The sequence below is a fragment of the Acinetobacter sp. BD54 genome, from assembly GCF_044778325.1.
GTDB classification, from domain to species: domain Bacteria; phylum Pseudomonadota; class Gammaproteobacteria; order Pseudomonadales; family Moraxellaceae; genus Acinetobacter; species Acinetobacter baumannii.
Genome location: NZ_JANJEP010000013.1, coordinates 47,118 through 72,685 on the forward strand (window position 1 = coordinate 47,118; position 25,568 = coordinate 72,685).

At 40.6% G+C, this 25,568-nt stretch carries 25 protein-coding genes and 1 pseudogene; 10 read left to right on the forward strand and 16 right to left on the reverse strand.

Annotated elements, in window-relative coordinates; all coding sequences use genetic code 11:
* The first annotated feature begins 86 nt into the window (after nt 1-86).
* From NQ782_RS17210 to NQ782_RS17225, 4 genes are all read left to right on the forward strand, one after another.
* A complete protein-coding gene (locus tag NQ782_RS17210) occupies nt 87-1,535 on the forward strand; it encodes a leucyl aminopeptidase (RefSeq protein ID WP_057093977.1) in 1,449 nt (482 codons plus the stop codon).
* Entirely contained in the window at nt 1,528-1,935 is a 408-nt protein-coding gene (locus tag NQ782_RS17215; protein WP_001151592.1) for a DNA polymerase III subunit chi, read from the forward strand. The genes NQ782_RS17210 and NQ782_RS17215 overlap by 8 nt, the downstream gene beginning before the upstream one ends.
* A gap of 38 nt (nt 1,936-1,973) precedes the next feature.
* Complete coding sequence (locus tag NQ782_RS17220; RefSeq protein ID WP_086231099.1) at nt 1,974-2,612, forward strand: hypothetical protein; 639 nt, start codon at nt 1,974-1,976, stop codon at nt 2,610-2,612.
* Between the two features lie 130 nt (nt 2,613-2,742).
* Nucleotides 2,743-2,961, forward strand: coding sequence for a hypothetical protein (locus NQ782_RS17225; RefSeq protein ID WP_000354154.1), 219 nt, complete (start codon nt 2,743-2,745; stop codon nt 2,959-2,961).
* Between the two features lie 59 nt (nt 2,962-3,020).
* Here the strand turns inward: NQ782_RS17225 and NQ782_RS17230 are convergent, their stop codons facing one another.
* From NQ782_RS17230 to glnK, 6 genes are all read right to left on the reverse strand, one after another.
* Nucleotides 3,021-3,680, reverse strand: coding sequence for a riboflavin synthase (locus tag NQ782_RS17230; protein WP_000493866.1), 660 nt, complete (start codon nt 3,678-3,680; stop codon nt 3,021-3,023).
* A 42-nt stretch (nt 3,681-3,722) separates the two neighbouring features.
* Nucleotides 3,723-5,015 (reverse strand): DNA adenine methylase, encoded by a 1,293-nt coding sequence (locus NQ782_RS17235; protein WP_001083669.1) that lies wholly within the window; start codon nt 5,013-5,015, stop codon nt 3,723-3,725.
* The gene (gene ribD, locus NQ782_RS17240; RefSeq protein WP_005129886.1) at nt 5,012-6,097 is read right to left on the reverse strand and encodes a bifunctional diaminohydroxyphosphoribosylaminopyrimidine deaminase/5-amino-6-(5-phosphoribosylamino)uracil reductase RibD; all 1,086 of its coding nucleotides are present in this window, start codon (nt 6,095-6,097) and stop codon (nt 5,012-5,014) included. The genes NQ782_RS17235 and ribD overlap by 4 nt, the downstream gene beginning before the upstream one ends.
* 15 nt (nt 6,098-6,112) lie before the next feature.
* Nucleotides 6,113-6,571 carry a transcriptional regulator NrdR gene (nrdR, locus tag NQ782_RS17245; RefSeq protein WP_000543541.1) on the reverse strand — a complete coding sequence of 153 codons (459 nt, stop codon included), beginning with the start codon at nt 6,569-6,571 and terminating at the stop codon, nt 6,113-6,115.
* A gap of 158 nt (nt 6,572-6,729) precedes the next feature.
* Nucleotides 6,730-8,127: an ammonium transporter gene (locus NQ782_RS17250; protein WP_000738520.1), complete on the reverse strand. Its 1,398-nt coding sequence runs from the start codon at nt 8,125-8,127 to the stop codon at nt 6,730-6,732.
* A gap of 57 nt (nt 8,128-8,184) precedes the next feature.
* Entirely contained in the window at nt 8,185-8,523 is a 339-nt protein-coding gene (gene glnK / locus NQ782_RS17255; RefSeq protein ID WP_000780326.1) for a P-II family nitrogen regulator, read from the reverse strand.
* A 279-nt stretch (nt 8,524-8,802) separates the two neighbouring features.
* On the opposite strand from glnK, the gene NQ782_RS17260 reads away from it, so the two are divergent.
* Both NQ782_RS17260 and NQ782_RS17265 read left to right on the forward strand, forming a co-directional pair.
* Nucleotides 8,803-9,030: an accessory factor UbiK family protein gene (locus NQ782_RS17260; protein ID WP_000894500.1), complete on the forward strand. Its 228-nt coding sequence runs from the start codon at nt 8,803-8,805 to the stop codon at nt 9,028-9,030.
* Nucleotides 9,031-9,095: 65 nt separating this feature from the next.
* Nucleotides 9,096-10,583: a YifB family Mg chelatase-like AAA ATPase gene (locus tag NQ782_RS17265; protein ID WP_057093980.1), complete on the forward strand. Its 1,488-nt coding sequence runs from the start codon at nt 9,096-9,098 to the stop codon at nt 10,581-10,583.
* 14 nt (nt 10,584-10,597) lie between these two features.
* Here NQ782_RS17265 and NQ782_RS17270 read toward each other — a convergent pair.
* Nucleotides 10,598-12,032, reverse strand: a pseudogene (locus NQ782_RS17270) (PLP-dependent aminotransferase family protein).
* Between the two features lie 111 nt (nt 12,033-12,143).
* Here NQ782_RS17270 and NQ782_RS17275 point away from each other — a divergent pair.
* Together NQ782_RS17275 and NQ782_RS17280 are read left to right on the forward strand one after the other, a co-directional pair.
* A complete protein-coding gene (locus tag NQ782_RS17275; RefSeq protein ID WP_032019231.1) occupies nt 12,144-12,920 on the forward strand; it encodes an aldolase in 777 nt (258 codons plus the stop codon).
* Between the two features lie 15 nt (nt 12,921-12,935).
* Nucleotides 12,936-13,814 (forward strand): dihydrodipicolinate synthase family protein, encoded by an 879-nt coding sequence (locus NQ782_RS17280; protein ID WP_057093982.1) that lies wholly within the window; start codon nt 12,936-12,938, stop codon nt 13,812-13,814.
* Nucleotides 13,815-13,856: 42 nt separating this feature from the next.
* Here the strand turns inward: NQ782_RS17280 and NQ782_RS17285 are convergent, their stop codons facing one another.
* Together NQ782_RS17285 and NQ782_RS17290 are read right to left on the reverse strand one after the other, a co-directional pair.
* Nucleotides 13,857-14,669, reverse strand: coding sequence for a TorF family putative porin (locus tag NQ782_RS17285; protein ID WP_000975212.1), 813 nt, complete (start codon nt 14,667-14,669; stop codon nt 13,857-13,859).
* Nucleotides 14,670-14,725: 56 nt separating this feature from the next.
* Nucleotides 14,726-14,896, reverse strand: coding sequence for a hypothetical protein (locus tag NQ782_RS17290; protein WP_000492276.1), 171 nt, complete (start codon nt 14,894-14,896; stop codon nt 14,726-14,728).
* A gap of 697 nt (nt 14,897-15,593) precedes the next feature.
* Here NQ782_RS17290 and NQ782_RS17295 point away from each other — a divergent pair.
* Nucleotides 15,594-16,910, forward strand: a complete 1,317-nt coding sequence (locus NQ782_RS17295; RefSeq protein WP_000910009.1) for an OprD family outer membrane porin — start codon at nt 15,594-15,596, stop codon at nt 16,908-16,910.
* Nucleotides 16,911-17,014: 104 nt separating this feature from the next.
* Here the strand turns inward: NQ782_RS17295 and ppa are convergent, their stop codons facing one another.
* Both ppa and NQ782_RS17305 read right to left on the reverse strand, forming a co-directional pair.
* Nucleotides 17,015-17,542: an inorganic diphosphatase gene (gene ppa, locus NQ782_RS17300; protein WP_000122443.1), complete on the reverse strand. Its 528-nt coding sequence runs from the start codon at nt 17,540-17,542 to the stop codon at nt 17,015-17,017.
* Nucleotides 17,543-17,669: 127 nt separating this feature from the next.
* The gene (locus NQ782_RS17305; protein WP_000546045.1) at nt 17,670-18,068 is read right to left on the reverse strand and encodes an MAPEG family protein; all 399 of its coding nucleotides are present in this window, start codon (nt 18,066-18,068) and stop codon (nt 17,670-17,672) included.
* Nucleotides 18,069-18,174: 106 nt separating this feature from the next.
* Between NQ782_RS17305 and NQ782_RS17310 the strand changes: the two genes are divergently transcribed.
* Nucleotides 18,175-18,558, forward strand: coding sequence for a hypothetical protein (locus NQ782_RS17310; RefSeq protein ID WP_001187001.1), 384 nt, complete (start codon nt 18,175-18,177; stop codon nt 18,556-18,558).
* Nucleotides 18,559-18,596: 38 nt separating this feature from the next.
* Here NQ782_RS17310 and NQ782_RS17315 read toward each other — a convergent pair whose 3' ends face one another.
* From NQ782_RS17315 to NQ782_RS17335, 5 genes are all read right to left on the reverse strand, one after another.
* A complete protein-coding gene (locus NQ782_RS17315; RefSeq protein WP_000411991.1) occupies nt 18,597-20,276 on the reverse strand; it encodes a long-chain-fatty-acid--CoA ligase in 1,680 nt (559 codons plus the stop codon).
* A 297-nt stretch (nt 20,277-20,573) separates the two neighbouring features.
* Entirely contained in the window at nt 20,574-22,793 is a 2,220-nt protein-coding gene (gene parC / locus NQ782_RS17320) for a DNA topoisomerase IV subunit A (protein ID WP_057093585.1), read from the reverse strand.
* Between the two features lie 153 nt (nt 22,794-22,946).
* Nucleotides 22,947-24,266, reverse strand: a complete 1,320-nt coding sequence (locus NQ782_RS17325) for an MFS transporter (protein ID WP_057093587.1) — start codon at nt 24,264-24,266, stop codon at nt 22,947-22,949.
* An 82-nt stretch (nt 24,267-24,348) separates the two neighbouring features.
* Nucleotides 24,349-24,993, reverse strand: a complete 645-nt coding sequence (locus NQ782_RS17330; RefSeq protein WP_000927792.1) for a trimeric intracellular cation channel family protein — start codon at nt 24,991-24,993, stop codon at nt 24,349-24,351.
* A 45-nt stretch (nt 24,994-25,038) separates the two neighbouring features.
* Entirely contained in the window at nt 25,039-25,506 is a 468-nt protein-coding gene (locus NQ782_RS17335) for a YchJ family protein (RefSeq protein ID WP_057093590.1), read from the reverse strand.
* Nucleotides 25,507-25,568: the final 62 nt, after the last annotated feature.

Consider the following 25,568-nt stretch of genomic DNA (forward strand, 5'->3'; position numbering starts at 1 on the left):
TATAAAACCGCACATTGCAACGCTATGCTTGAAAGTGTTTCAATGTTTTAATCCAACATAACTTTCTATAGGCAATCACGGCAGCCATGAAATTTACAACTTATACAACTTTTCCTGAACAAACATCTAATGAATCTTTGTGGATTTTAGTTGATTCAGAACAGCTACAAAGCAATCTCAATACATATCAAATCAATAATCTAGAAAGTATTCTTACAGCAACTCAATTTAAAGCCAACTTCAATGAAACGTTGCCATTATTTGGTCAACTTAGCACTCAGCCCCATAGCCAATTACTTGGTTTAGGAAAAGCAGCTGAACTTCAAGCAGCTAAGTTAGCAAAATTGGCGCAAACCATTATCAAGTCAGCGCAAAATAAATTTAAGCATATCGCAATTGATATTGCTGCGTTACCTGTCGAATACCATTATTTATTTGCATTAAGCTTAACTCAAGCAGCTTATGGTTATGATGAGTTTAAATCGAAAAAAAATGAATTTGTGTTACAACAAGTTGATTTAATTAGCTCACAAACCAGCCTTGATCAAAATCAACTCGCTTTAGTACATGCCGTACAATCTGGTCAGTCTTATGCTCGTGACTTAGGAAACCGACCAGGTAATATCTGTTTCCCTGAATATCTGGCAGAACAGGCATTAGCTTTAGCGGCAGAATTCCCAGACTTACTTAAAGTCACTGTCTTAAATGAACAACAAATGGCTGATTTAGGCATGTATGCATTTCTTGCAGTCAGCAAAGGGTCTGAGCGTCCGGGCCGTATTGTGACTCTTGAATACCAAGCACAGCTTGAACAAGCTCCTGTCGTACTTGTCGGTAAAGGCGTAACTTTTGATACAGGCGGTATTTCTTTAAAACCAGGACTTGGCATGGATGAAATGAAGTTTGATATGTGTGGTGCAGCTTCTGTACTCGGCACAATCCGTGCTTTATGTGAGGCACGTCTTCCAATCCATGTTGTGGGTGCGATTGCAGCTGCGGAAAATATGCCTTCAGGTAAAGCAACTCGCCCAGGCGATATTGTAACAACCATGAGTGGTCAGACCGTTGAAATTTTAAACACTGACGCTGAAGGCCGTTTGGTCCTTTGCGACACGTTAACGTATATCAAACGTTTCAATCCGGCAGTTGTGATTGATATCGCAACATTAACTGGTGCTTGCGTAGTTGCGTTAGGTAAAGTACTGAGTGGTTTATTCTCTCCGGACGATACTTTGGCAGCTGAACTCCAACAAGCTGGTGAGCAGTCATTTGACCGTGTATGGCGCATGCCAGTGATTGATGATTATCAAGAACTATTGGACTCTCCTTTTGCAGACATCGCTAACATTGGTGGACCACACGGCGGCGCAATTACAGCAGCCTGCTTCCTTGAGCGTTTTACTCGTGACTATCGCTGGGCTCACTTAGATGTTGCCGGAACAGCATGGTTATCAGGCTCAGCAAAAGGCGCAACTGGTCGTCCAGTACCGCTACTTATGCAATTCTTGGCTAACCGTGTAAGTACGAATGGCTAAAGTTAGCTTTTATCTGTTTGAAACCAGTGAAGAACGGCAAGTCGATAGTGCTTGCCGTTTATGTCGAAAAATTTTACTGAAGCATTCACAAATCTGGTGGTATTGCCCAGATGTGCAGTTACAACAAACACTTGATGAAAAATTGTGGAGCTTTGATCCGACCAGCTTTATTGCTCATGGCGTTGATCAGGTAGATGCAGCAGTATGTATTTCGGCTAAACAACCTTCTGAACAAGGTTGGCTGGTATTTAATTTTAACAATCATGCACTTGAACAAGTGAATCATTTTAGCCACATTATAGAAATTGTTGAAAATAATGAAGCAGCCAAGCAAATTGGCCGAGAAAAATTTAAAATGTATCGTCGTTTAGGTATAGAACCTCGAACCTTTAAATTATAACGCGCTAAAATGTAAATACTGTTGAGCAAAGGAGAACTGTGGTGGCATTAAATGTCGGGCAAGATTTTAAAAAAAGATGGTTAAATGCGCCTGAAGCTGTCCGTCATGCTTATCAACAGGATTTGGCTCGTATTTGCGGTTTATTAGAGCCTCAGACCCCTATTCAACTGTGGGTTTTAAATGACGAAAAAGCGCAATTAGAATCACAACAAAATATTGAAAAGGCATATGCTGACTTAAAGGCAGAGTTAATCGAGCAAGCGCGAATTCGTCGCCAACTTGCTTTAGAAAAAGCTCTTGCAGATAAGCGCGCAAAGGAAGCAGCTTATGCTGCTGAATTACAAGCTGACGAAGTTCGTAAATTTAGTGAACAAACGGAAGCTTTGCAGGCTTTACGCAGTCATTTAGAACAAGAAGTTGCTGAACATACTGCACGTTATCAGAAAAACCCTGAAACGCCAGCAATTGATTATTCTTCTGGTACAAAACTTAGCATTACTGACGATCAAATCTTATCTGAGCTTGAAAGTGTACGCGTTCGCCTAGAACTTGAAGCTGAAAGCTTAATTGAACAGGCGGTAACAGTTTTCCGCGCCAAACTGCATGCTGCGGCTCAAGAAGAAATTGAATATATTTTAAAGAATTCTAACTTTTCTGATGAAAAAATAGAAAAGTAAAGTTTTAATATTCTTCCTGTCATAAAAATGACATTTAATTGTCACAAAATGGTCATGCATAATATTCTTATGGTTCAAGTAATTATAAGAATAAGTCATGATTATTTATGAAAATTAATGAGGGTAAGAAATGGACATTCCGCATCAGATTTCAACGCAAATTGAGCAACTTAATCAAGGCGAGCAATGGACCTTCTCAGCACAAGAACTTTATATGAGTCATAACGACTTTAATTCGCTTTCAATCTTACTCACACGAGCATCGGAAAAAGGCGAATTTTCAATTACACGCACTCAGCATAATAAACCTTGGGTCGGTACACACTCAGTTACTCTCACCAAGCATTAATTTTTAAAATAAAAAACCGGAACGTATGTCCGGTTTTTTTATTTTGGCAATTTAAAAGTTTATTTTAAAAAACCATTTTCAGCTAAGAAAGCCATACTAATATTTGATTCGGTTTTCTGTTCAGCAGCTTTATCACCTAGTAATAAACGCTCGATATAACGTGCTAAAACATCAACTTCAAGGTTGACCTTGCTACCCACTTGCCACGTACCAATATTAGTACGCTCTGCTGTGTGGGGGATTAGGTTTAAACTTAAAATATTACCGCGTAAATGATTGATCGTTAAGCTAATACCATCTACAGTTACTGAACCTTTCTCTGCCAAATATTTGGCAAGTTCTACAGGCGCAGTCACTTCAAAATAAATTGAGCGAGCATCTTCACGTACTAGGGTAATTTCACCTACACCATCAACGTGACCACTTACAATGTGTCCACCAAAGCGGGTAGTCGGTAACATGGCTTTTTCCACATTGACACGTTGACCAACTTTCCAGTTACCCAAAGTCGTGCGGTTTAAACTTTCACGGGACACATCAGCCGCATACCAGTTATCACCCCACTCAATCACTGTGAGACAGATCCCGTTAGTTGCAATTGAGTCACCCAAATGTACGTCAGACATATCCAAATCGGTTTGAATACGTAAACGTACATCGCCACCTACACTTTGCAGGCTTTCTACTTTACCTAAACTTTCAATAATGCCTGTAAACATGGCTCAATCTCCAAATCTTTTACACTGCTTAAATTGCAGCGCTTACCAAAGTGCGAGCTGTGTACTATTACCTGATGTATCTACACCACCTAGCTCGGCGAAGTGGTAAAGCTGGCCTAACAATTGACGTAACGGTGGCCCTGGTTTGGCATGAGTATCTGTAATCACAATAAACTCAAGCACACGTGCACGCTCTGACTGACGTTGTTTACTTACGCGATAACGTGGAACATCTTGAGTAAGTAAAGTCACTTTTCCACGTTCCAGATTGGCCATCAGTAAATCTTTCGGCTCAATGTTACCATCGGTCGAATAACTGGTCAGAATATAACGTGCATTGATGGTTGAAAGTAATTTTTCATACGCATCTTTTGCATGTTTAGAAGAGTTATAAGGACTTGGACGTTCTTTACGCCATGCACGGTCAATACCACTCTTATAGCCTTTCGTATCTGGCGGTGGTAAATCGACTTGATCCCATAACGTCAACGCATTTAAAACGTGATAGTTACTACTGTAAGCATGCTGATTATAAGGTGGGTCAAGATAGGCTACATCTACTTCAAAACCGCTCATTTGATTTGCTAGATGCTGAGCATCTACACACCACATTTCAGCAGCAGGGCGTTTACGGTCGCCAATCTCACAGAAACGGCTCGGAGTTAACCAAAGTAGTGATTCGATACGCTCTAATGCTGTTTGTGTACGTCCGCCCCACCCTTGGTGGAAGCTTTTAAATACACCACTGGTATTACTCACAAAACTTGCTGAATAGAGTAATGGCGCAAGCAAAGCACTCATTTCTACATCATTAATTGCACCCTGCGCTTGCCATGTGGCAATTTGCTGGCGAATCGCATCGATACGCATACCATTGCGACGCTTAAAAAACAAACGGTCGCGCGAAGGATCGTATACATCATCATTACGAGGGCAAAGATTGTGTGTTACCCAGCCTTTAACCTCGGGTAAGCGGTTTAAATAATCAATCGCTTTCTGATAGCCACCCAACTCTTTAAAAGCAGGTGCATCGACACACGCTAAAATTGCATGATTTAAAGCATGACTATAAGGTTCCCAATCATTGGCAATGACACGGTATCCATTTTGACGTGCTAAACGAGAAACCACCCCACTGCCTGCAAAAAAGTCGGCAAAAATCGGGGGGTTCTTTTTCTTGCTATTCAGCGTCCCTGTGATTTCCAGAGCTTCTAAAATCAAGTGGAGCAATCGGCGCTTGTTGCCCAAATACGGGACAAGCTGATGGAAAAGATATTCGTCTGTCGTGCGGGCTGCATGACGACGTTTGTGGTATACCGAAGGCTCTGAATTCATACTTTCTCTTGCGTAGGGATTAACCTTAAGCGTATATCTTGATCAAGTTGTGTTACATCAAGAAGTTTAAAACGAAGTTGCTGTGCCATATATTCAAAATCTGCATTGAACATGGCTCTTGCACTTTGCCCCAATAAAGTTGGAGCCACATAACTGATCATTTCATCAATCAAGCCTTCTTGCAAAAAGGCACTTGATAATGTCGCGCCAGCCTCGATCAGCACATCATAAATTTGGTATTGCTTAGATAAGGTCTGTAATAGTGTTTTTAAAGGCTGAATTTCTAATTGTATCACGCCTAAGTCAGCAAGTTCCTGACGATATGGTCCCATGACCATCACAGTTTCAGGATTTTCTAATATTTTAGCGGTGAGTGGTAAACGCCCTCTCCGATCTAGAATTACACGTTTTGGCTGAGCAACCGTTTCGATATCAATATTATGAAGTGAACGTACATTAAGTTGGCAGTCATCGGCAATTACAGTTTCAATACCTGTAATCACGGCGCCTGAAATCGCACGCCAATGTTGTACATCTTGACGGGCCGCAGAACCTGTAATCCACTTCGACTCACCTGATGCCATTGCAGTACGCCCATCAAGACTAGAAGCAACTTTTAGTCGTACATATGGCATGCCTGTAGACATCGCTTTTAAAAAGCCTTGATTAAGTTGAGCTGCCAAATCTTCACAAATACCGATTTCTACTTCAATACCGGCATTTTTTAATATCTGAACACCTTTACCTGCAACAAGCGGGTTTGGATCAGGACATGCCACTACCACTTTTTTAACTTGCGCCTTAACCAGCGCCTCAGCACACGGAGGGGTTCGCCCATAATGAGCACACGGCTCAAGCGTCACATAAGCAGTTGCGCCTTGTGCCTGTTCGCCTGCCTGACGTAATGCAAAAACTTCCGCATGGGGCTGACCAGCTTTAGGGTGAAAACCTTCACCAATCACCTGATTATCTTTGACGATGACACAACCAACATTTGGATTAGGCTTGGTCGAATAGAGTCCTCGTTTGGCAAGTTCAATGGCTTGCTGCATCCAGTATTGATCTTGTTTTAACTCAGACATAAAAATCTCAAATGATTAGTGCTCACGTTGTTGCATTTGCTCAATTTGGCGGCGAAACGCTTCAACATCCTGAAAGTCTTGATAAACCGAAGCAAAACGAACATAGGCAACGTGGTCAAGTGCAAATAAAGATTGCATGACAATCTCACCAATCGTTCTGGATTTCACATCACGCTCACCCAAACGGCGAATTTGCAACTGAATATCGCTTAGAACCGTCTCGATCTGCTCTTGTGTCACTGGACGTTTTTGTAAGGCATGCATAAGCGAACGACGTAGCTTCGCCTCATCGAACGGTTCATTTTTTCCATTCGATTTGATCACACGGGGCATCACCACTTCATAGCTTTCAAAAGTGGTAAAACGTTCACCGCAACTTACACACTCACGACGTCGACGAATCTGACAGCCTTCTGCGGCTAGACGCGAATCGATGACTTTACTATCTGCGGCGTTGCAAAATGGACAATGCATAGCGGACTTAATAGGGTCAATTACTTTGACCTAGTGTAGCAAAATTTCTACACTTACAGAACCAGCATTCTATGAGACAAAAAAACAGTCCTGTCCGAGATCAAAGCATCGCTTTGATCACAGCACAAGACTGTTTTTGATATAAGAATTATTAGTGATTATTCAATACGTTCGCCATGTTGGCTTAAGTCCAGCCCCATACGTTCATCATCGGAATTAACACGAAGTCCAATGATAAGGTCAATCACTTTAAGAATAATGAAAGTTGCGATACCACTGTAAACCATTGTTGCAAGCACACCTTCAACTTGTACCCACAACTGACCAGCGAATGTTGGTGCTAATGCTACGTTGGCTGCCTTAATGATTTCATCACTATAAAATACGCCAGTTAAAATCGCACCGACAATACCACCTACAGCGTGTAAACCAAACGCATCCAAAGCATCATCGGCTTTAAGTAAGCGTTTAAGTGCCGTAATACCCCAGAAGCAGACTACGCCACCAATAAGGCCCATTACTAAAGCTCCGCCTACACCAACAAAACCAGCTGCAGGCGTAATCACAACTAAACCAGCAACAGCTCCAGATGCACCGCCCAATACAGAAGCTTTACCACGGATCATACGTTCTACTACCAACCAAGAGAACGCAGCAGCAGCGGCAGCAACTTGAGTCACTAAAATTGCCATACTTGCACGAGCACCAGCACCTAAAGCACTACCACCGTTAAAGCCGAACCAACCCACCCAAAGTAAACTTGCACCGATTACAGTTAAAGTTAAGTTATGTGGCGCCATAGATTCACGGCCAAGACCAATACGTTTACCAAGCATATAAGCAGCAACTAGGCCTGCAACACCGGAGTTAATGTGTACAACCGTACCGCCAGCGAAATCTAATGCACCTGCTTTAAATAACCAGCCATCTGCCGCCCATACCCAGTGAGTAATTGGCGCATAAACCACAAGTACCCAAATTGCAATGAATGCCATGAAAGCTGAATATTTCATACGGTCAGCAATCGAGCCACTCAAAATTGCGACAGTAATGATGGCGAAAGTCATTTGGAAAATAACAAAGAGGCTTTCAGGAATTGTTCCACTTAGTGCATCAAAAGCGACACCATTGAGCATTGCTTTAGACAAATCACCAAAGTATGCACCTGTGCCAGAGAACGCGATTGAATAACCTGCAATCACCCAGAGCAAACTTACTAAAATTGCAGCAGAAAGGCTAAACATCATAGTGCTTAAGACATTTTTCTTACGGACCATACCACCGTAAAATAACGCCAAGCCTGGAATTGTCATCAACAGAACCAAAGCTGTTGAAATTAAAATCCAAGATGTATCACCGGTATCGAGTTTTGCAGTCGGTGTCGGAGCGGCCGGAGTTTCCTCAGCTGCTGGTGCCGCTGCAATTGTTGCAGGAGCTTCAGACGTTGATGTTGCTGTAACCTCAGATGTTGGTGTTGTTACAGTCTCTTCTGCCCAAGCGGCAGTACCACCCAAAAGTGCGCCAGTTAAACTCAGCGCCATAAGCATTTTTTTCATTCGTGTCCCCCAACCTCATTTGCGAGCTATTTATTGCTCAGCAAGCTTTGTGCCAATTTAGACAGCATCTGGTCCTGTTTCACCTGTACGGATACGGATGACTTGTTCCAGATTAGTCACAAAAATCTTACCATCGCCGATTTTTCCAGTGCTTGCCACACGTGTAATTGACTCAATTACCGCGTCGACCATTTCATCACTAATCGCAATTTCGATTTTTACTTTAGGTAAGAAATCAACCACATACTCAGCGCCGCGGTAAAGTTCTGTATGTCCTTTTTGACGACCAAAACCTTTAACTTCAGTTACGGTAATCCCTTGTACACCAATGTCAGAGAGTGCTTCACGCACATCATCCAATTTAAACGGTTTTACAATTGCAGTTACAAGCTTCATGTTTGTTTCCTTCGGCTTCTTTTCACCAGTAAGGTTTTATGTTCAATTTTCATGCCAATATTTCAAAGGTTGGAGGATATGAATCTTTTGCATGAGCTTTCTTTATAACCTATTTAGTTATCAAGATGTAGATGAGCAACTAAAAATAAAATGAATTTTCAGTCCTGTTTTTATTTCAATTTATCGTTATGACATGGCTAAAAGCCAAGAAGCCTATATCCTAGATTCAAGCAGTGTTAAACTGGCGAGCATAAGGTAATACAACAGTTTGGATATCTCATGCTAGAAACTCTATTACAGGCCATCTTGGAACAAATTGACGAGCCTAAAAAAGATTTAGAAAAAAACTTACGTGCATTATTAAATGAAACTGTCGAGAAATTAGATCTTGTCTCTAAACAAGAAATCGAAAGACAAAAAACAGCCCTTCATTTAGCCAATCAACGTTTAGAAGCGCTACAAAAACAAGTCAGTCTATTAGAAGAAGCTTTAAAGAATAAAAAATAAGCACCAACGTAGCGCACTTATACTTTACAACGATTAAAAATGAAGCACCATAATGGAACAATAAGATGTCTTTTTCTAAAATTTATACTCGGGGACTTTTAGGATTACATGCGCCTCTCATTGAGGTTGAGGTGCATGTGAGTCAAGGCTTACCCTCTCTGACTATTGTAGGCTTAGCGGAAGCAGCAGTTAGGGAAAGTAAGGATAGGGTTCGCTCAGCTATTATTAACAGTGGATTTCAATTTCCAACTAAGCGGCTGACCATTAACCTTGCTCCTGCAGATTTGCCCAAAGATGGTTCACGGCTAGATTTACCAATTGCTTTAGGCATCTTAATTGCCTCTGGTCAACTTCCGGAAAACTGCACAGAAGACTTTGAATTTATTGGAGAGTTGGCTCTAGACGGTCATGTAAGACCCGTATCAGGCGCTTTAACTTTAGCAATGGCATGCCAGCAAGCTCAGCATAAAATCGTTTTACCCGTCGATAATAGCCAAGATATTAGCCAGTTACCTAATCTTGAGTGTTATCCAGTTAATCATTTAAAAGAGGTGTGCGAGCACTTTTTAGGCACACAAAAGCTAGCTCATGCGCAGCCAAGTGCCCATTCAAATGAAATGCCCTATAAATTTGATCTTGCAGATGTTAAAGGTCAGCTACGCCCACGGCGTGCACTAGAAATTGCTGCCGCTGGGGGACATTCCCTGCTCTTTAAAGGACCACCAGGCACAGGTAAAACTTTATTGGCCTCACGCCTGCCTTCCATTTTACCGCCACTTTCTACTCAAGAAACTCTTGAAGTTGCAAGTATTTATTCTATTTCAAATACACCACATACTTTTGGGCAGCGTCCATTTCGCGCGCCCCACCATACAGCATCAGCAATTGCACTGGTTGGGGGCGGTTCACACCCCAAACCGGGTGAAATTACTTTATCTCATTTAGGTGTTCTATTTTTAGATGAACTTCCCGAGTTTGACAGAAAGGTTCTAGAAGTCTTACGCCAACCGCTTGAGTCAAAAGAAATCATTATTTCACGTGCAGCTCGGCAAATTACTTATCCGGCGAACTTTCAGCTCATTGCAGCAATGAATCCTTGTCCATGTGGGTATGCATTTAATCAAGATAGCCGTTGTCAGTGTTCACCAGAAAGCATTAAACGCTATCAAAACCGCATATCGGGACCGTTACTCGACCGCATCGATTTACATATTGATGTACCGCCATTAAAAGCTCAAGAACTGCAAGACCCAACACCTGCAGAAGATTCTACAACTGTGCGACAACGTGTGATTTATGCTTATGAACAACAAATGCAAAGACAGGGTTGTTTGAATCAGGCGCTCTCACCAAAACAACTAGAACAACATGCCGTTCTCGATAGTACTTCACAGCGAATGATTGAAATGGCTCAGCAACGTTTAAATTTATCTGCTCGTGCTTATCATCGCGTTTTACGGGTTGCTCGTACTATTGCCGATTTGGCTCAAAGTGAGGTCATTCAAAGTCCTCATCTTACAGAAGCACTCTCTTATCGAGGTAATCACTCTTAAAATAAAACAGCGGATTATGAGTCCGCTGTTCTTTTATTAAAGAGCTTCATTTAAGGTCTCAATTAGAGAGGTGATTTCTTTCTCTGATAAAGCTGCAAAACCAAAGCGAATACAATGATTAGCACATTCTTTCTGTTTAAACTTCTGCTCTGTATCAATGTTGAGTTCTTTTAGCTTTATGAGCTGATCTTGATTAAATGATTTCTGAAACTTTACCCACAAAGCCATTCCACCCGCAGGCGGTTGTATCTGAATACTCTCAGCAAAAACTCTTTGAAACTCAGCTAACGCATGGTCTCGACGTAACTGATAAATCTTTTTCATTTTACGGATGTGTCGCTTGATTTCCCCTCTTTGCATTAAATCGGCTAAAGCGAGTTCCGTAATATTATTGCCCTGCCGATCAATCAATAAAATATCTTCAGTAATGGTTTGAATGATGGTTGGAGCTGCCACGATATAGCCTAACCGAATACCGGGTGCAAAAACTTTAGACAATGACCCCACATGAATGACCAACTCAGAGTGATGTAAGCTCGCTAAGGGTGGCATAGGCCGGCTGTCATAGTGGAATTCATGGTCATAGTCATCTTCAATAATGTAAAACCCCCATTTTTTTGAAAGTTCTAAGAGTTGAAGACGGCGGCTCATTGTCATGGTAACGGTTGTAGGGTACTGATGATGTGGCGTTGTATAAATTGCTGCAACCGAGTGTTCTTTTAAAATCCGTTCGAGATCTTCAATAACAATACCTTGATCATCTAATTTGACAGAAACTACTTGAAAGCCATTTGATTGAAATGCTTTAAAAGCAGACGGATAATATAATTCCTCAACGACGATGACACCCTGCCGATTGGGTAATGCACGAGAGGCAAGAAAAATTCCCATCTGGCTACCACGTACAATACAAATCTCATCTTCCGCAACATTCATGAAACGTTCCATCGACAACATTTGTTTTAAAGCCTGCCTTAGTTCAGCCATACCGCGTGGGTCACCATATCCCATGTACTGGTTTTGAGTAATTTTAATGAGTGCGTGCCGATAGGCCCTCGAAAACAATTCATAGGGAATAAGCCTCGGATCTGGCACACCATCGTTATGGGGCCGCTGAGCAACTTGTTGAATTATTGGTTTATCACTAACTTTTCGATCAGCTCTTGGCTCTATATGAGGCTTTTTTTCCGGTAAAACATCTGCCACAAATGTGCCTTTTCGAGGCCGAGTCACAAGCCAACCTTGTGCCTCCAATTCTTCATAAACTGCTTGTACCGTTTTTCGATTAATTCCCAATTCTTTTGACAGGCTGCGAGACCCCGGCAGCATAGTGCCCTGTACTAAACGGCCACTCAAAATTTCCTGACTAATCAAGTTAGTCAGTTTTAGAAAAACCGTTTTTTCTTCTCTTTCATCAATGCGGAAATGTATTTGCCAAGGTCTTAGCATATTCGCCCCATCTGGACCATATAACTTATAAAAACTGGATGTATTGATCCATCCAGTTGTTTTTTATTCTGCCTTCACCTACTTAATTTGGTCAACTGGACTGGAGAAGAGATGAAGACTGCTTCTGTAAACAAACACGACTTGATGCAACACGCACAGCAAGACATGCAAAAGTGGATGAGCGACTTAGATTTAACAGACCGTCAAAAGCTTGCACTGACTTGCCGTATTTTATTTGATCATGGGCATGATGCTGGTTTAGCGGGTCAAATTACATGCCGTAGTAAAAATAAAGAAACCTTTATTACTCAACGTTTCGGTTTAGGTTTTGATGAAATTACTGCTTCAAACTTGCTTGAGGTGAATCAGGACTTAGAACCCATCAATCAAGAAGGCATGGCAAACCCAGCCAACCGTTTCCACACATGGATTTATAAAGAACACCCAGAAGTGAACTGTATTATCCATACGCATCCAACGTATGTAGCGGCCCTGTCGATGCTACAGATTCCACTTATGATTTCCCAAATGGACGTCTGCGCACTTTACGAAGACTGCTCATTTGTAGGCCACTGGCCGGGAGTTCCTGTAGGTAATGAAGAAGGTCTTTTGATTTCTTCCGCGCTGGGTAAAAACCGCGCTGTTTTGTTGTCTCATCATGGTCAATTGGTCACAGGAAAAACCATTGAAGAAGCCTGCAACTTGGCGCTTTTAATTGAACGCGCAGCTCAACTGCAACTTTTAGCCATGTCTGCCGGACAAATCCAACCTATCCCCCACGCTTTGGCAGCGGAAGCCCATGATTGGGTGTCTACCGATAAACGCAACAAAGTGAACTTTGCTTACTACGCACGTAAAGCTTTGAAAAAACATTCTGACTGTATTTAAAAAGAGACCTCGACCATGAAACTAAACGGCATTATTGGCTACCCTGTTACTCCCTTTTCTGATGACAACACCATCAATCTTCCTGTACTAAAACAAATGCTGGATTTGCTTATTGAAAATGGCTGCGACGCGATTGCACCTTTAGGCAGTACAGGTGAAAGCGCTTATCTTGAATGGGATGAATGGTGCTTAGTCGCGAAAACTTCAATTGAAAGCATTAATAAGCGCGTACCTGTCATTATTGGGATTTCAGAACTCACCACTGATCAAGCCATCAAAAAAGCCCAAATCGCGCAAAGCTATGGTGCAGATGCACTTATGGTGATCCCTGTATCTTATTGGAAGCTAACAGACCAAGAGATTTTTGAATATTATCAAGCAATTGCCCAAGAAACTACTCTACCTATTATGGTGTATAACAACCCTGCAACCAGTGGGGTTGATATGTCTCCTGAATTAATCGTGCGCATGTTTAACAACATTGGAAATATTATGATGGTAAAAGAAAGCAGCGGCGATATTCAGCGCATGCATAAAATTTATGAGCTATCAAAAGGTGAACTTCCGTTTTATAACGGCTGTAACCCTCTAGCTTTAGAAGCTTTATGCGCAGGAGCAAGCGGTTGGTGTACAGCAGCACCCAATCTGTTAGGCCAACGACCTCAACAGCTCATTGAACATGTAAAAAATGGTGAATTGGAACAGGCCCAGAAGTCATTTTATCAGCAGCTTCCTCTATTACGCTTTATTGTAAATGGTGGTCTGCCTAAAACGATTAAAGCTGGTTTACAACTAAAAGGTGTCGCTGCAGGCGCACCACGCAAGCCGTTGACCAAAGCCACGGATATTGAGCTTAACCAGTTAAAACAACTACTTTCTGAAATAGAAAACTAATAAAAAAGCGGGTTTATTGACCCGCTTTTTTAAAACCCCAGCTTAGAATGTTTTAGTTAAACTAAACACTAAACCTGTGTCATAAGGTTTTTTCTGAGCATCAGTCATGCCAGAAGTACTAATATCTGTACCGACAACATCTAGCTCAGCAACAATACCCAAGATGTTATAGTTTACGCCGACTTTATAATCAATATAGCTATCATCTTCACCTGGTCCACCAGCAACTACAAGTAAAGAATCTTTGTTTTTAAGCTTGTTATAACCAACTGAAGCAAGTCCAGTAAATCCGGTGTCTGCAATTGGTGCCGAATAACCCACGTTAAAATACCAGAACTCGTCAGAGTGGCCCCAGTAATCGTTAGAATAATTCACGCCGACACTAAGGGCATCACCTTTAAATAAAGAATCTGCAAACGTTAATTTTCCGTAAAACTCGGTAAAGTCAAAACCAGTGTCACCATTGTATGGATTAGTGAATTTTGAATCAGAGCCAATATAACCATAACGGATCACACCAACATCATAAGTCGGTGCAAGTGTGTCTGACAGTTTTAAGGTGTTGGTATAACCTAACGAGATATCAGTTTCAGTTGAAACACCAGGTGTATTAAAGTCTACGCTTGACCCCCAAAGCGCAACATAAGCACCTGACTTATGAGAGAAAGTGAAGCCGCCTTGAATAGCTGGATTATTTGAAGACTGCGTAATACCACGGAAGCGATAATCTGTAGTAGCAGCCACACTACCAGTTGCGGTGATGCCGTAAAAAGATGGAGCATCTTCAGCCATAACCATGGTTGAACCTGCCGTGAGTACGCCGAATGTTACTGCTTTAAGTGCAAACTTCATCATTTTAATCTCCCCCACAATGAACGCACGATTTATATGACTTAAACAAATTTTGTTACTTAAGCTTTAGCAATTGCTGTGCCAAGTTCATATTTGGTATCGCTACACTTCATTAATTTAGAGACTAAAAAACTTATACAACGCGAAAAATAAAAATCTTCTAAATAATTATTTTTATATATAACAATAAAGTATGAACATTTTGTTTGCGTAAAATATAAAGAAAACATGAGAAAACACCTTATCGGAAATAAACAAGCCGAGATCGGTAGTATTGAATGGTAGGGCGTAAAGTCTCTATTTCATTTCTATATAAAGAGATAAAAACTCCATAAATTTATTAGTACAGAGCCTCTTTATTTAACCCTTATTTTTATTTATGAACCATTTTGGGCTTTTTCCGCACGAAAATATAAATAAAAAATATATTGCACAAATTTCATGCAAATTATCGCACTAAATTTGATCGATAGAGTCTAAGGGTTTTCTGGCGTTGCTTTCGTCTCTGTTTTAAACAATTTTTTGATATAAAAATGTTATAAAGTAACAATATAGAGTGAGATTACTAGAAATTGCTCAAGAAAATTGCTTAAGAAGAGATTAAAAAGTAAACATATCAAACAAAAAAGAGTAAAAATTGAACACAAAAATCAAGTATTTTTAAAATTTTCACATAAGAAAAAATGGTAAAATTCAACTAAAAAATAAATTACTTTTTTCATTTTAAACAATAAATTAACTATAAAAATTTAAAAATAAATTCAGTTAAACTCCCCTACCACATTAATCAAATCCTGCATAGCATATATAAAATAAAATGAACAAAAATATATCTTTTTTATAGATTACTTATACAATTGATGGAAATCCTAGGCCCTGAACAATAACAAGGCACAGGATTTATCGTTTTTATGAGGTTCTTTAAATATGCTAAAAGCACAAAAACTTACATTAGCAGTTCTCATTTCTGCGGCAATAATTTCCTCAGCTCAGGCAAGCGAGCAAAGTGAGGCAAAAGGATTTGTTGAAGATGCGAACGGTTCTATTCTCTTCCGTACAGGTTATCTAACTCGTGACAAAAAACAGGGCGCGAAAGATACCAGCTCAGTTGCTCAATCAGCAATTGTAAGTATCGAATCTGGCTTTACCCCTGGTATCGTTGGTTTCGGTGTAGGCGTTGTTGGTGATGGATCATTTAAAATTGGCGAAAACAAAAACGCTGGAAACCAAATGATTCCAAAACACAACGATGGTTCAGCTTACGACCACTGGGCTCGTGGTGGTGGCAGCGTTAAGGCACGTTTCTCGAATACAACAGTACGTTACGGTACTCAAGTACTCGACTTACCAGTCCTTGCAAGTAATACAGGACGTATGGTTCCTGAATACTTCACAGGTACTTTATTAACTAGCCATGAAATCAAGAACCTTGAGGTTGTTGCTGGTAAATTTACTAAAGACCAAATGTCTGACCAAATCAATACCGATGCGGATGCTTCTGGCAGAGGTCTTGACCGTGCAATTGTTTGGGGTGCTAAATATAAGTTTAATGATAACTTAAATGCATCTTATTATGGCTTAGACAGCAAAAATGCTCTTGAACGCCATTATGCTAATGTTAACTTTAAACAACCTTTAGCAAATGACAGTTCATTAACTTATGATTTTAGTGGATACCATACTAAGTTTGATGCAAATGCACACACTTATTCAGCAACTGGAACTGTAGCACCAAATTATGCTGCGGATGGTATAGCTGGCGAAGAAAAGACCAATAATATTTGGGCTATTTCAGGAACTTATGCGACTGGTCCACATAGTGTGATGTTAGCATATCAACAAAACACTGGTAATGTTGGTTACGACTATGGCCAAAATGCTGATGGTTTCCAAAGTATTTATTTGCCAAACTCTTATATGTCTGATTTCATCGGTAACCACGAGAAATCTGCTCAAATTCAATACAATGTTGATTTTGGCAAGTTAGGCGTATTACCTGGTTTAAACTGGACCACTGCATTTGTATATGGTTGGGACATCAAGGTTAGAAATGTAACTGATGATGCTCAAGAACGCGAATTCTTTAACCAAGTGAAATACACAGTTCAAAGTGGTTTTGCTAAAGATGCAAGCCTTCGTATTCGTAACTCTTACTACCGTGCAAGTGATGCTTACCAAGGCGCTTACATCGGTGATACCAATGAATGGCGTATTTTCTTAGATATTCCTGTGAAATTATTCTAATTCACAGATTTATCAAGCATAAAAAAACCTACCTCTGGTCACACAGGTAGGTTTTTTATTAAGCCCAGAATCAATTGTGACACTCTAGGCTTAAAAATTAGAGCTTATTTTTTAGCAGCTTCGATTGCTTTCAATACTTCCGCTTTAGCAACGTCAGCACCTTCCCAACCGCTGATTTTCACCCATTTGCCTGGTTCTAAATCTTTATAGTGGCTAAAGAAATGCTCAACTTGGCTAATCAATAACGGAGGAAGATCTGTATATTCCTGAACGTCTTTGTAAAGTGGAGATAATTTTTCGTGTGGAACAGCGATTAATTTCGCGTCGATACCACCGTCATCTTCCATGTTTAATTTGCCCACTGGACGGCAACGAATTACAGAACCGGCAGCAACAGGATGTGGAGTTACAACAAGTACGTCTAATGGGTCACCATCTTCAGACAAAGTGTTTGGTACATAGCCGTAGTTTGCTGGGTAGAACATTGCTGTACCCATAAAACGGTCTACAAACAATGCATCAGAATCTTTGTCAATTTCATATTTAATTGGCGCTGCATTTGCAGGAATTTCAATGATGACATAGATGTCATTTGGTGCATCTTTACCTGCTGGGATATTGCTGTAACTCATATCAATACTCTTTCGTTATGAAGTCAGATGTAAAATCCACTCGATTATAACGTGGATATCATCAAAATGATGCCGATTATACAATGCGCACACGCGAAAGTTGATATGAATGGTGACAGAATGACACTCAAGTCAACTTAATTGTCACGATCAACAAGAATATTGGGCATAACAATGATAAAAACCAGACGATAGAGCGTAAAGTAGCCCAATTACTTAAGTAACAAATGCCATAAATCACGCGTAAAATAATATAGGCCCAGCCCAATCTTAAAATAAAGTATTCAGGAACCACCATATATTCAGCCATCAAAATAGCTGTTAAAAATAAAGGTAAACTTTCAAAACTGTTTTGTTGTACTGCATTTGCCCGAGCAGCGATACCCTTTGTATTAGCAAGAAAGTCTCTTGGGTTCTGATTATCGACGGGCTGAAAACCACCGGTAAATTTTGCAATTACGGTAAATGCGTATGGCAGCAAACATGCCACTAAAATAATATAGATAATGCTGCTGATGCCGTGCATAGTGCCATCCATCACTGAAAATACTGTTGATCATGCTATCATAACTCATCGTTTTTACCTGAAATTTTATGCAACCGCATGTCATCACTGATTTATAGGGCTATGTATGCAACAACCTGATCAAAAAGAATTGTTCGAGGTCTTAGAAAAGCAAAAGAAGAACCAGCTTCAGGTAGATCGTATATTCAAAATTGTATTACCGATCGTCGCTTTTTTATTGAGTGTAATTTGTGCGAATTTTAATTGGCAATCTACACTGGGTACCTTCGTGATCTTAACAGTGACCTTTATTGCTGTGGGTGTCAAAAGACTTCCTTTGTGGCACTGGCTCATTGTGATTACCATATATTGTCTTGTAGATAATTACCTCAGTTATGGTCAACTTGATGTAACTCACTTACGTCTACAACTCGGTACCATGTTAGTTTTTGTTGGTATGGTCGGAATTGGTCGTCCTTATGTAGATCGTTGGTTTATGAAAAACCATTAAAATAAAAAAAGCGCCTTACGGCGCTTTTTTATTCATCATTACGCAGGCTTACGTAAATCTTTACGTAAAATTTTGCCTACATTTGATTTTGGTAATTCATCCATAAACTCAACATAACGAGGGCGTTTATAGCCTGTTAAGTTTTCTTTAGCAAAGTTCAAAACTTCTTCTGTAGTTAAGCTTGGATCTTTTTTCACAATAAAGAGTTTTGGCACTTCACCTGATTTTTCATCTGGAACACCAATTGCAGCAACTTCCAATACTTTTGGATGTTTAGCAATCACTTCTTCAATTTCACTTGGGTAAACGTTAAAGCCAGAAACCAAAATCATATCTTTTTTACGGTCTACAATTTTGACGTATCCACGGCTGTCCATTACACCAATATCACCGGTACGGAAGAAACCATCTGCTGTCATGACTTTAGCAGTCTCATCTGGACGATTCCAATAGCCTTTCATGACTTGAGGACCACGAATTGAGATCTCCCCTTGTTCACCCAAAGGTACTTCTTTTCCGTCATCATCTAAAATTGCAACCTCAGTTAACGGTAATGGAATACCAATGGTGCCGCTAAATTCAGTAGATGCAGGTGGATTCGCAGTTGCAACTGGTGAAGTTTCTGATAAGCCATAACCTTCAATAATAGTTGTACCAGTAATTTTCTTCCAAGCTTCTGCTGTAGATGGAAGAACTGCCATACCACCGCCCATCGCCATTTTTAAGTTGCTATGGTCAAGTTGCTTGAACTCTTCATTATTCACCAAGGCATTAAATAATGTATTTACTGCAGGGAAGAAAGAAGGTTGATATTTACGTAATTCCTTAATCACAGCCGGTAAGTCACGCGGGTTCGGAATTAAGATATTTGCCTGCCCTTTGTACATACCGTACATCGCACAAACCATGAACGCAAAAATATGGTAAAGCGGTAATGCACAAACAATACGATCGCCTTTAGCACCATCGTTTGCACCGAATTTGCTTTGGAAAATACCATCACACTGTAAAAGGTTGGCAACCAAATTGCGGTGAGTCAGCTCAGCACCTTTTGAAACACCCGTTGTACCACCGGTATATTGAAGCACGGCAGTATCACTTAAAGTTAAAGTCGGACGTTTATAATTGCTTGGATTTTCTTTATTTAATGCACTGTTAAATTTAACATGCCCAGGAATATTCCAAGCTGGAATTTGTTTACGGACTTTACGTAAAACAAAGTTCACCAAAGTACCTTTCAGTGTACCTAGCATATCTCCGACAGAAGCAACAACTACATGCTTCACTGGAGTTTTACCCAAAATGCTTTGGTAAACACTTGCAAAGTTCTCGATAATAACGAGCACTTCTGCACCTGAGTCATTCAACTGATGCTCAAGTTCACGCGCAGTATATAGTGGGTTAACATTCACTAAAACCAAGCCTGCACGTAAGACTGCCAATGCCACTACAGGATACTGCAGCACGTTTGGCATCATTACTGCCACACGCGTACCTTTTGCTAACCCCAAATTTTGCAAATAGGTCGCGAACTTACGGCTTGCAAGCTCCAACTCGTTAAATGACATGGCTTTATCCATAAAGATAAAGGCATCACGAGAACCAAATTTTTGGAAATTACGCTCAAAAATATCAACAAGTGAGGTATTTTCTGCAGGCAATGCTACTGTTTCTGGAATCCCTGTCTTTTGGTATTCTGCAAACCAAATCTTTTCCATAATGCCATTATCTCCGATTCGTAATCCTTAGTAATAACTGTTATTCAATGCCCCAGCTATTCTTTAGCTTCTTGGTGCCAGAACATATTTAAAACTTATTGGCACATTCATGACACTTTCGAACAAGATTATGAGACAGAAGTTTTGACAATTTAAGCCTGCCAAATTTTTTGCATGGAGTACAAATTACGTACTCCAAATTGCTGCCCTTTTAATCATTATTCAATACCAACAAGTTCAGTTCATTGCTTGAACATGTTGCCATATATAGCGTATTTATGTTGCCAGACGCTAGCTTTATCTCTGAATCAACAGTTTATTTGCTTTTTGATATCCACGTGGTAAGAGCTGACCTTTCGAAGCACGTTTACCCATGTATTTTTGTAGATCATCACCTTTTAATTTGAGATGTTGTTGACCTGCAACCACCTGAATTATTTCATCTAAGTTCAGGGTTGTCATGGATAAAATTTGCTCTTTTCCTTCAAGTTGTATCAACTTATTACCTTTACCTTTATTTAAATTTGGTAGTTCTGCCAAATCTAAAATTAACAAACGCCCTGCTGAGCTCAGTACAGCCAGATGCGTCATGTTTTGGGCAGAAATGAGTGGTAAAGCCTTTGCCTTATCCGGAACCGTTAAGAATGTCTTACCGGCTTTCGCATTGGTATCTAATTGCTTGGTTTGCGTTTTAAAACCATAACCTGCCGAACTTGCAGCAATCAACTCAGACTCATCATCATCTAAATAAACCTGAATAAACGATACGCCACTTGCTGGTGACAATTTAGAACTTAATGGATCCCCCAAGCCTCTTGCTGAAGGTAAGTTACTAATTGGCAAGGCATAGCTGCGCCCTGTTTCATCAAGGAAGTAAACTCGCTGATTGGTTTTCCCGACAGCATGACTTAAATATTGGTCCCCAGCACGGTAGTTCAGATTTTCAGCATCCACATCCGCACCTTTTGCCGCACGAACCCAGCCTGCTTCAGACAAAACGACTGTTACCGTTTCAGCTGGCATTAAATCCTGTTCTTTAATTTGAACCGCTTCAGCACGTGCAACAATTGGAGAACGGCGCTCATCACCGAACTTTTTCGCATCTTCTTTTAATTCACTGATAATCAGGTTTTTTAAAGATTCAGGATTTTCGAGTTGTTCACGAATAATGGCAGCTTTCGCGGAAAGCTCATCTTGTTCATGACGAATTTCCATCTCTTCAAGCTTTGCCAAATGACGTAATTTAAGCTCTAAAATCGCTTCGGCCTGTATCTCATCAATATTGAAGTGTTCCATCAAGACTGGCTTAGGCTGGTCTTCTTCACGAATAATACGAATGACTGTATCAATATCGAGATAAGCAATTAAAAGACCTGCCAAAATATGCAGGCGCTTTTCAATACGGTTTAAATGGTACTGTAAACGACGAGTTACCGTTTTTTTACGGATCTCGATCCATTCAAGCAAAATACGACGAATTGATTTCACCTGAGGACGACCATCTTCGCCAATCATGTTTAAATTGACACGATAGCTTGATTCTAAATCGGTGGTCGCAAATAAGTGGCTCATCACTGCTTCCGCATCAATACGGTTAGAGCGAAGTACAATCACGAGTCGTGTCGGGTTTTCATGATCCGATTCATCACGCACGTCGACAACTAATGGCAGCTTTTTAGCCTGCATTTGGTCAGCAATTTGGGTAATTACCTTAGAACCAGAGACTTGATATGGGAGCTCAGTAATTACGATTTCATTTTTCTCAATGGCATATACCGCTCGCATACGGTAACTACCACGACCAGTGGTCTGGATTTTGAGTAATTCTTCTGGCGGGGTAATAATTTCAGCTTTGGTTGGTAAATCCGGAGCCGGAATATATTCAGCTAATTTTTCGTCCGAGGTTTGCGGATTACGGATTAAAGCAATTGTGCCTTTTACAACTTCACGCAAATTATGTGGCGGGATATCAGTTGCCATCCCGACAGCAATACCTGTCGTACCATTAAGAAGAATATTAGGTACACGTGCAGGTAAAGTGATCGGTTCTTTTAAAGAACCATCAAAGTTATCTTGCCATTCGCTAGTGCCCTGACCTAATTCGCTCAGCAATAATTCACTATAAGCCGAGAGTTTTGCTTCGGTATAACGCATCGCAGCAAAAGACTTAGGATCATCAGGTGAGCCCCAGTTCCCCTGACCTTCAATTAAAGGATAGCGGTAACTAAATGGCTGAGCCATGAGTACCATGGCTTCATAACATGCAGAGTCACCATGTGGGTGGTATTTACCAAGTACATCACCCACTGTACGCGCTGATTTTTTTGGCTTGCCACTGCTTTTTAAGCCTAGCTCGCTCATAGCATAGACAATACGGCGCTGTACGGGCTTTAAGCCATCACTGATATGCGGCAATGCACGGTCCATAATGACGTACATGGCATAATTCAAGTAAGCCTGTTCAGTAAATTCGGCTACAGAGCGGTTTTCTGTCGCATGATGCGCAAGGCTGGTCATAGTCAGCTTATCTTCCAAATCAGTCGTTATTTTAAGTGTGTATTATGCTAAGTGGGCTATGTTACAGACACAAGGGGGACTCTGTCACCTGAGCGTCAAATTGTGTCTTATCTCTCTATATTTTTAGTTACTTGCTATAAAGTTAGGCAAAAACTATAGCCCAATCGACTCTAGTCTTTTACCTTGAGTCTCTTCACCTAATATCAAAATCACTAAAGCTACGGCAAGTAAAACCACAGTAAACATCATAAAAACTTGATTAAAGCCGTTTTTAGCAACCATCATATGTGTCACGACCATTGGCGCGACAATTCCACCGATACGCCCCATTGCCGATGCCCAGCCTGACCCGAAAGCCCGAATATTGGCCGGATATTGTTCTGGTGTATAGGTATATAAGACTCCCCATGCACCCAAATTAAAGAATGACATGAGACAGCCCCAAAACATAATGCTATTTACACTGTCGGCTTGTCCAAAGAAATATGCCGACAAAGCACAAAAACCGATAAATGCGGCAAGTGTAATTTTTCGACCTAAACGCTCGACAAACCAAGCAGCCGCCAAGTAGCCCGGTAACTGCGCCAAAATCATAAGCAATACATATTCAAATGATTTGACAATGTCATAGCCTTGTTTCACCAATAAACTCGGCAACCACGTAAAGATGCCGTAATAGGAATACACAATGCCAAACCAGATTAGCCAGAGCATTAAACTTCTACGAGCAAATTGACCACTCCAGAGCTGTTTAAATGAAACTTTTTGTCGCATCGCCACAGGCACGACTTCAATATGGTGAACTATTTGCACACATGCTTCGGCTTCTAGTTTTTGTACCAGTGCATGCGCTTCTTCAATACGACCACGGTTAATCAAATACGGTATCGACTCAGGGACTTTTTTCCAAATCACTAAAATATAAATAAGTGGAAGTCCACCTATAAGAAAGGCAATATGCCAGCCAAATTTAGGAATAATAAAATAAGAAATGAGCGCAGCAACCAACCAGCCTAATCCCCAAAAACTTTCAAGTAGAACGATAAATCTTCCACGAACATGAGCAGGCACATATTCACTGACCAGCGTGACTGCTACAGGTAATTGACCACCTAGCCCCAACCCAACAATAAACCGAAAAATTAATAGCCACTTTAGATCAGGGGCAAAAGCACATAACGCAGTCGCAATACTATAAATTGCCATTGTCATCGCAAAGACAGTTTTACGGCCAAAACGATCTGCCAAGGCACCAGAACAAACTGCGCCTATAGCCATACCTACAAAGCCAATACTGACAATCCAGCCACTTTCAACTGGTGTTAATGACCAGTCTTTAACAAGGGTTGTCATAATAAAAGCGATAATGCCGGTATCCATCGCATCAAACATCCAACCTAAACCCACTACCCATAAAAGCGTGTAGTGAAATTTGCCAATTGGAAGATTTTGTATACGTGAAACCAGATCCATAGGATTAACTCTACTGGAAAGAATAAGTGGACAAGACCATATATAGAATTGTTATATCATGCCCACATGAAATTCTGCATGATTAATGTTCGTCGGTTGAAGAAGCCGACTCTGCATCATCATCTTTATAAATAAATTTAGGCATTTCCAAACCAAAATAAATGGCAATTAAACGAAGCGTAAAACCGAATACTAAGGTTGAAATAACGGTAAGTTCTAAACTTAAACCTAAATCCAGACAGACCCAATAACAAATGACTGCAACAAAAGAAATACTTGCATAAAGCTCACGGCGAAAAACAAACGGGACGTCGTTACATAAGATGTCACGTAAAATACCACCCGAAACTCCTGTTAAAACGCCTGCTACCGCCGACACGACAAAGCCATGTCCCATTTGTAAGGCAATCTGACAACCAATGATGGTAAATCCAATTAGGCCTAAAGCATCGAGCACCAAGAAAATGTTATGTAAATGACGCATCCATTTAGCAATAACGATGGTAACAAATGCAGCACAACACGTTAAAACTAAATATTCAGGATGTTTTACCCACGTTAAAGGATAGTGTCCAAGTAGTACATCACGTACAGAGCCACCACCCAAGGCCGTCACACAGGCAATTAGTACAACACCGAACCAGTCCATACTCCGTCGCCCAGCAGACAATGCACCAGTCATGGCTTCGGCAGTAATCGCAATAATATAAATAACGGTGAGTAACATTGCCCTTTCCCTCAGGCCAAACGGTGGGCGTATTTTAAGATAAAGTTATAGGAATTGTGCACAGCATTGCTTAAATTTTTTTCCTGAACCACATATACAAGGTTGTTTCATAGTGACCTGCATATCGACCGTCGGATCAAGGAAAAACCATTGTTGCTGATGAAATACAAAATGTGAAACTTCATGATGAATTTGAGCGCTTTTACCATCATGATAATGGGCCTTGAACTCTACCTGTGCATGGGTTTTATCTAATTTTTCGTTGGCGTTAACCACCTCTAAACCCAACCATTGATTTTGTTCGCTCCATTCCGCAATAGCCTCTTTATCAAGAGCAGTTTGCTGACCTAAAGCCGTCGTTTGCACAATATAATCAATTTGCTGCAATGCAAATGCACTATAACGTGAACGCATAAGCTGCTCTGCGGTGAGTGCTTTTGTTGTGCCTAAATGTAAAGGTTCACAACATTCTGCATAGCTGCCTTTTCCGCATGGACAAGTTTGTTGGGTCATTTGGTACTTCTCAAATAAAAAATAGCTCAAAGTTGAGCTATTTTATGATGTTTCTAAATCTG

Excerpts from the sequence above, each read along its gene's own strand:
- ppa (WP_000122443.1), bottom strand. The coding sequence starts at position 17,542 with ATGAGTTACAGCAATATCCCAGCAGGTAAAGATGCACCAAATGACATC.
- NQ782_RS17280 (WP_057093982.1), top strand. The coding sequence starts at position 12,936 with ATGAAACTAAACGGCATTATTGGCTACCCTGTTACTCCCTTTTCTGAT.
- NQ782_RS17330 (WP_000927792.1), bottom strand. The coding sequence starts at position 24,993 with ATGTTACTCACCGTTATTTATATTATTGCGATTACTGCCGAAGCCATG.
- NQ782_RS17210 (WP_057093977.1), top strand. The coding sequence starts at position 87 with ATGAAATTTACAACTTATACAACTTTTCCTGAACAAACATCTAATGAA.
- NQ782_RS17285 (WP_000975212.1), bottom strand. The coding sequence starts at position 14,669 with ATGATGAAGTTTGCACTTAAAGCAGTAACATTCGGCGTACTCACGGCA.
- parC (WP_057093585.1), bottom strand. The coding sequence starts at position 22,793 with ATGACCAGCCTTGCGCATCATGCGACAGAAAACCGCTCTGTAGCCGAA.
- ribD (WP_005129886.1), bottom strand. The coding sequence starts at position 6,097 with ATGTCTGAGTTAAAACAAGATCAATACTGGATGCAGCAAGCCATTGAA.
- NQ782_RS17305 (WP_000546045.1), bottom strand. The coding sequence starts at position 18,068 with ATGCACGGCATCAGCAGCATTATCTATATTATTTTAGTGGCATGTTTG.
- NQ782_RS17235 (WP_001083669.1), bottom strand. The coding sequence starts at position 5,015 with ATGAATTCAGAGCCTTCGGTATACCACAAACGTCGTCATGCAGCCCGC.
- NQ782_RS17230 (WP_000493866.1), bottom strand. The coding sequence starts at position 3,680 with ATGTTTACAGGCATTATTGAAAGTTTAGGTAAAGTAGAAAGCCTGCAA.
- NQ782_RS17265 (WP_057093980.1), top strand. The coding sequence starts at position 9,096 with ATGTCTTTTTCTAAAATTTATACTCGGGGACTTTTAGGATTACATGCG.
- NQ782_RS17215 (WP_001151592.1), top strand. The coding sequence starts at position 1,528 with ATGGCTAAAGTTAGCTTTTATCTGTTTGAAACCAGTGAAGAACGGCAA.
- NQ782_RS17325 (WP_057093587.1), bottom strand. The coding sequence starts at position 24,266 with ATGGATCTGGTTTCACGTATACAAAATCTTCCAATTGGCAAATTTCAC.
- NQ782_RS17335 (WP_057093590.1), bottom strand. The coding sequence starts at position 25,506 with ATGACCCAACAAACTTGTCCATGCGGAAAAGGCAGCTATGCAGAATGT.
- NQ782_RS17310 (WP_001187001.1), top strand. The coding sequence starts at position 18,175 with ATGCAACAACCTGATCAAAAAGAATTGTTCGAGGTCTTAGAAAAGCAA.
- nrdR (WP_000543541.1), bottom strand. The coding sequence starts at position 6,571 with ATGCATTGTCCATTTTGCAACGCCGCAGATAGTAAAGTCATCGATTCG.
- glnK (WP_000780326.1), bottom strand. The coding sequence starts at position 8,523 with ATGAAGCTTGTAACTGCAATTGTAAAACCGTTTAAATTGGATGATGTG.
- NQ782_RS17290 (WP_000492276.1), bottom strand. The coding sequence starts at position 14,896 with ATGTTTTCTTTATATTTTACGCAAACAAAATGTTCATACTTTATTGTT.
- NQ782_RS17250 (WP_000738520.1), bottom strand. The coding sequence starts at position 8,127 with ATGAAAAAAATGCTTATGGCGCTGAGTTTAACTGGCGCACTTTTGGGT.
- NQ782_RS17260 (WP_000894500.1), top strand. The coding sequence starts at position 8,803 with ATGCTAGAAACTCTATTACAGGCCATCTTGGAACAAATTGACGAGCCT.
- NQ782_RS17225 (WP_000354154.1), top strand. The coding sequence starts at position 2,743 with ATGGACATTCCGCATCAGATTTCAACGCAAATTGAGCAACTTAATCAA.
- NQ782_RS17275 (WP_032019231.1), top strand. The coding sequence starts at position 12,144 with ATGAAGACTGCTTCTGTAAACAAACACGACTTGATGCAACACGCACAG.
- NQ782_RS17295 (WP_000910009.1), top strand. The coding sequence starts at position 15,594 with ATGCTAAAAGCACAAAAACTTACATTAGCAGTTCTCATTTCTGCGGCA.
- NQ782_RS17315 (WP_000411991.1), bottom strand. The coding sequence starts at position 20,276 with ATGGAAAAGATTTGGTTTGCAGAATACCAAAAGACAGGGATTCCAGAA.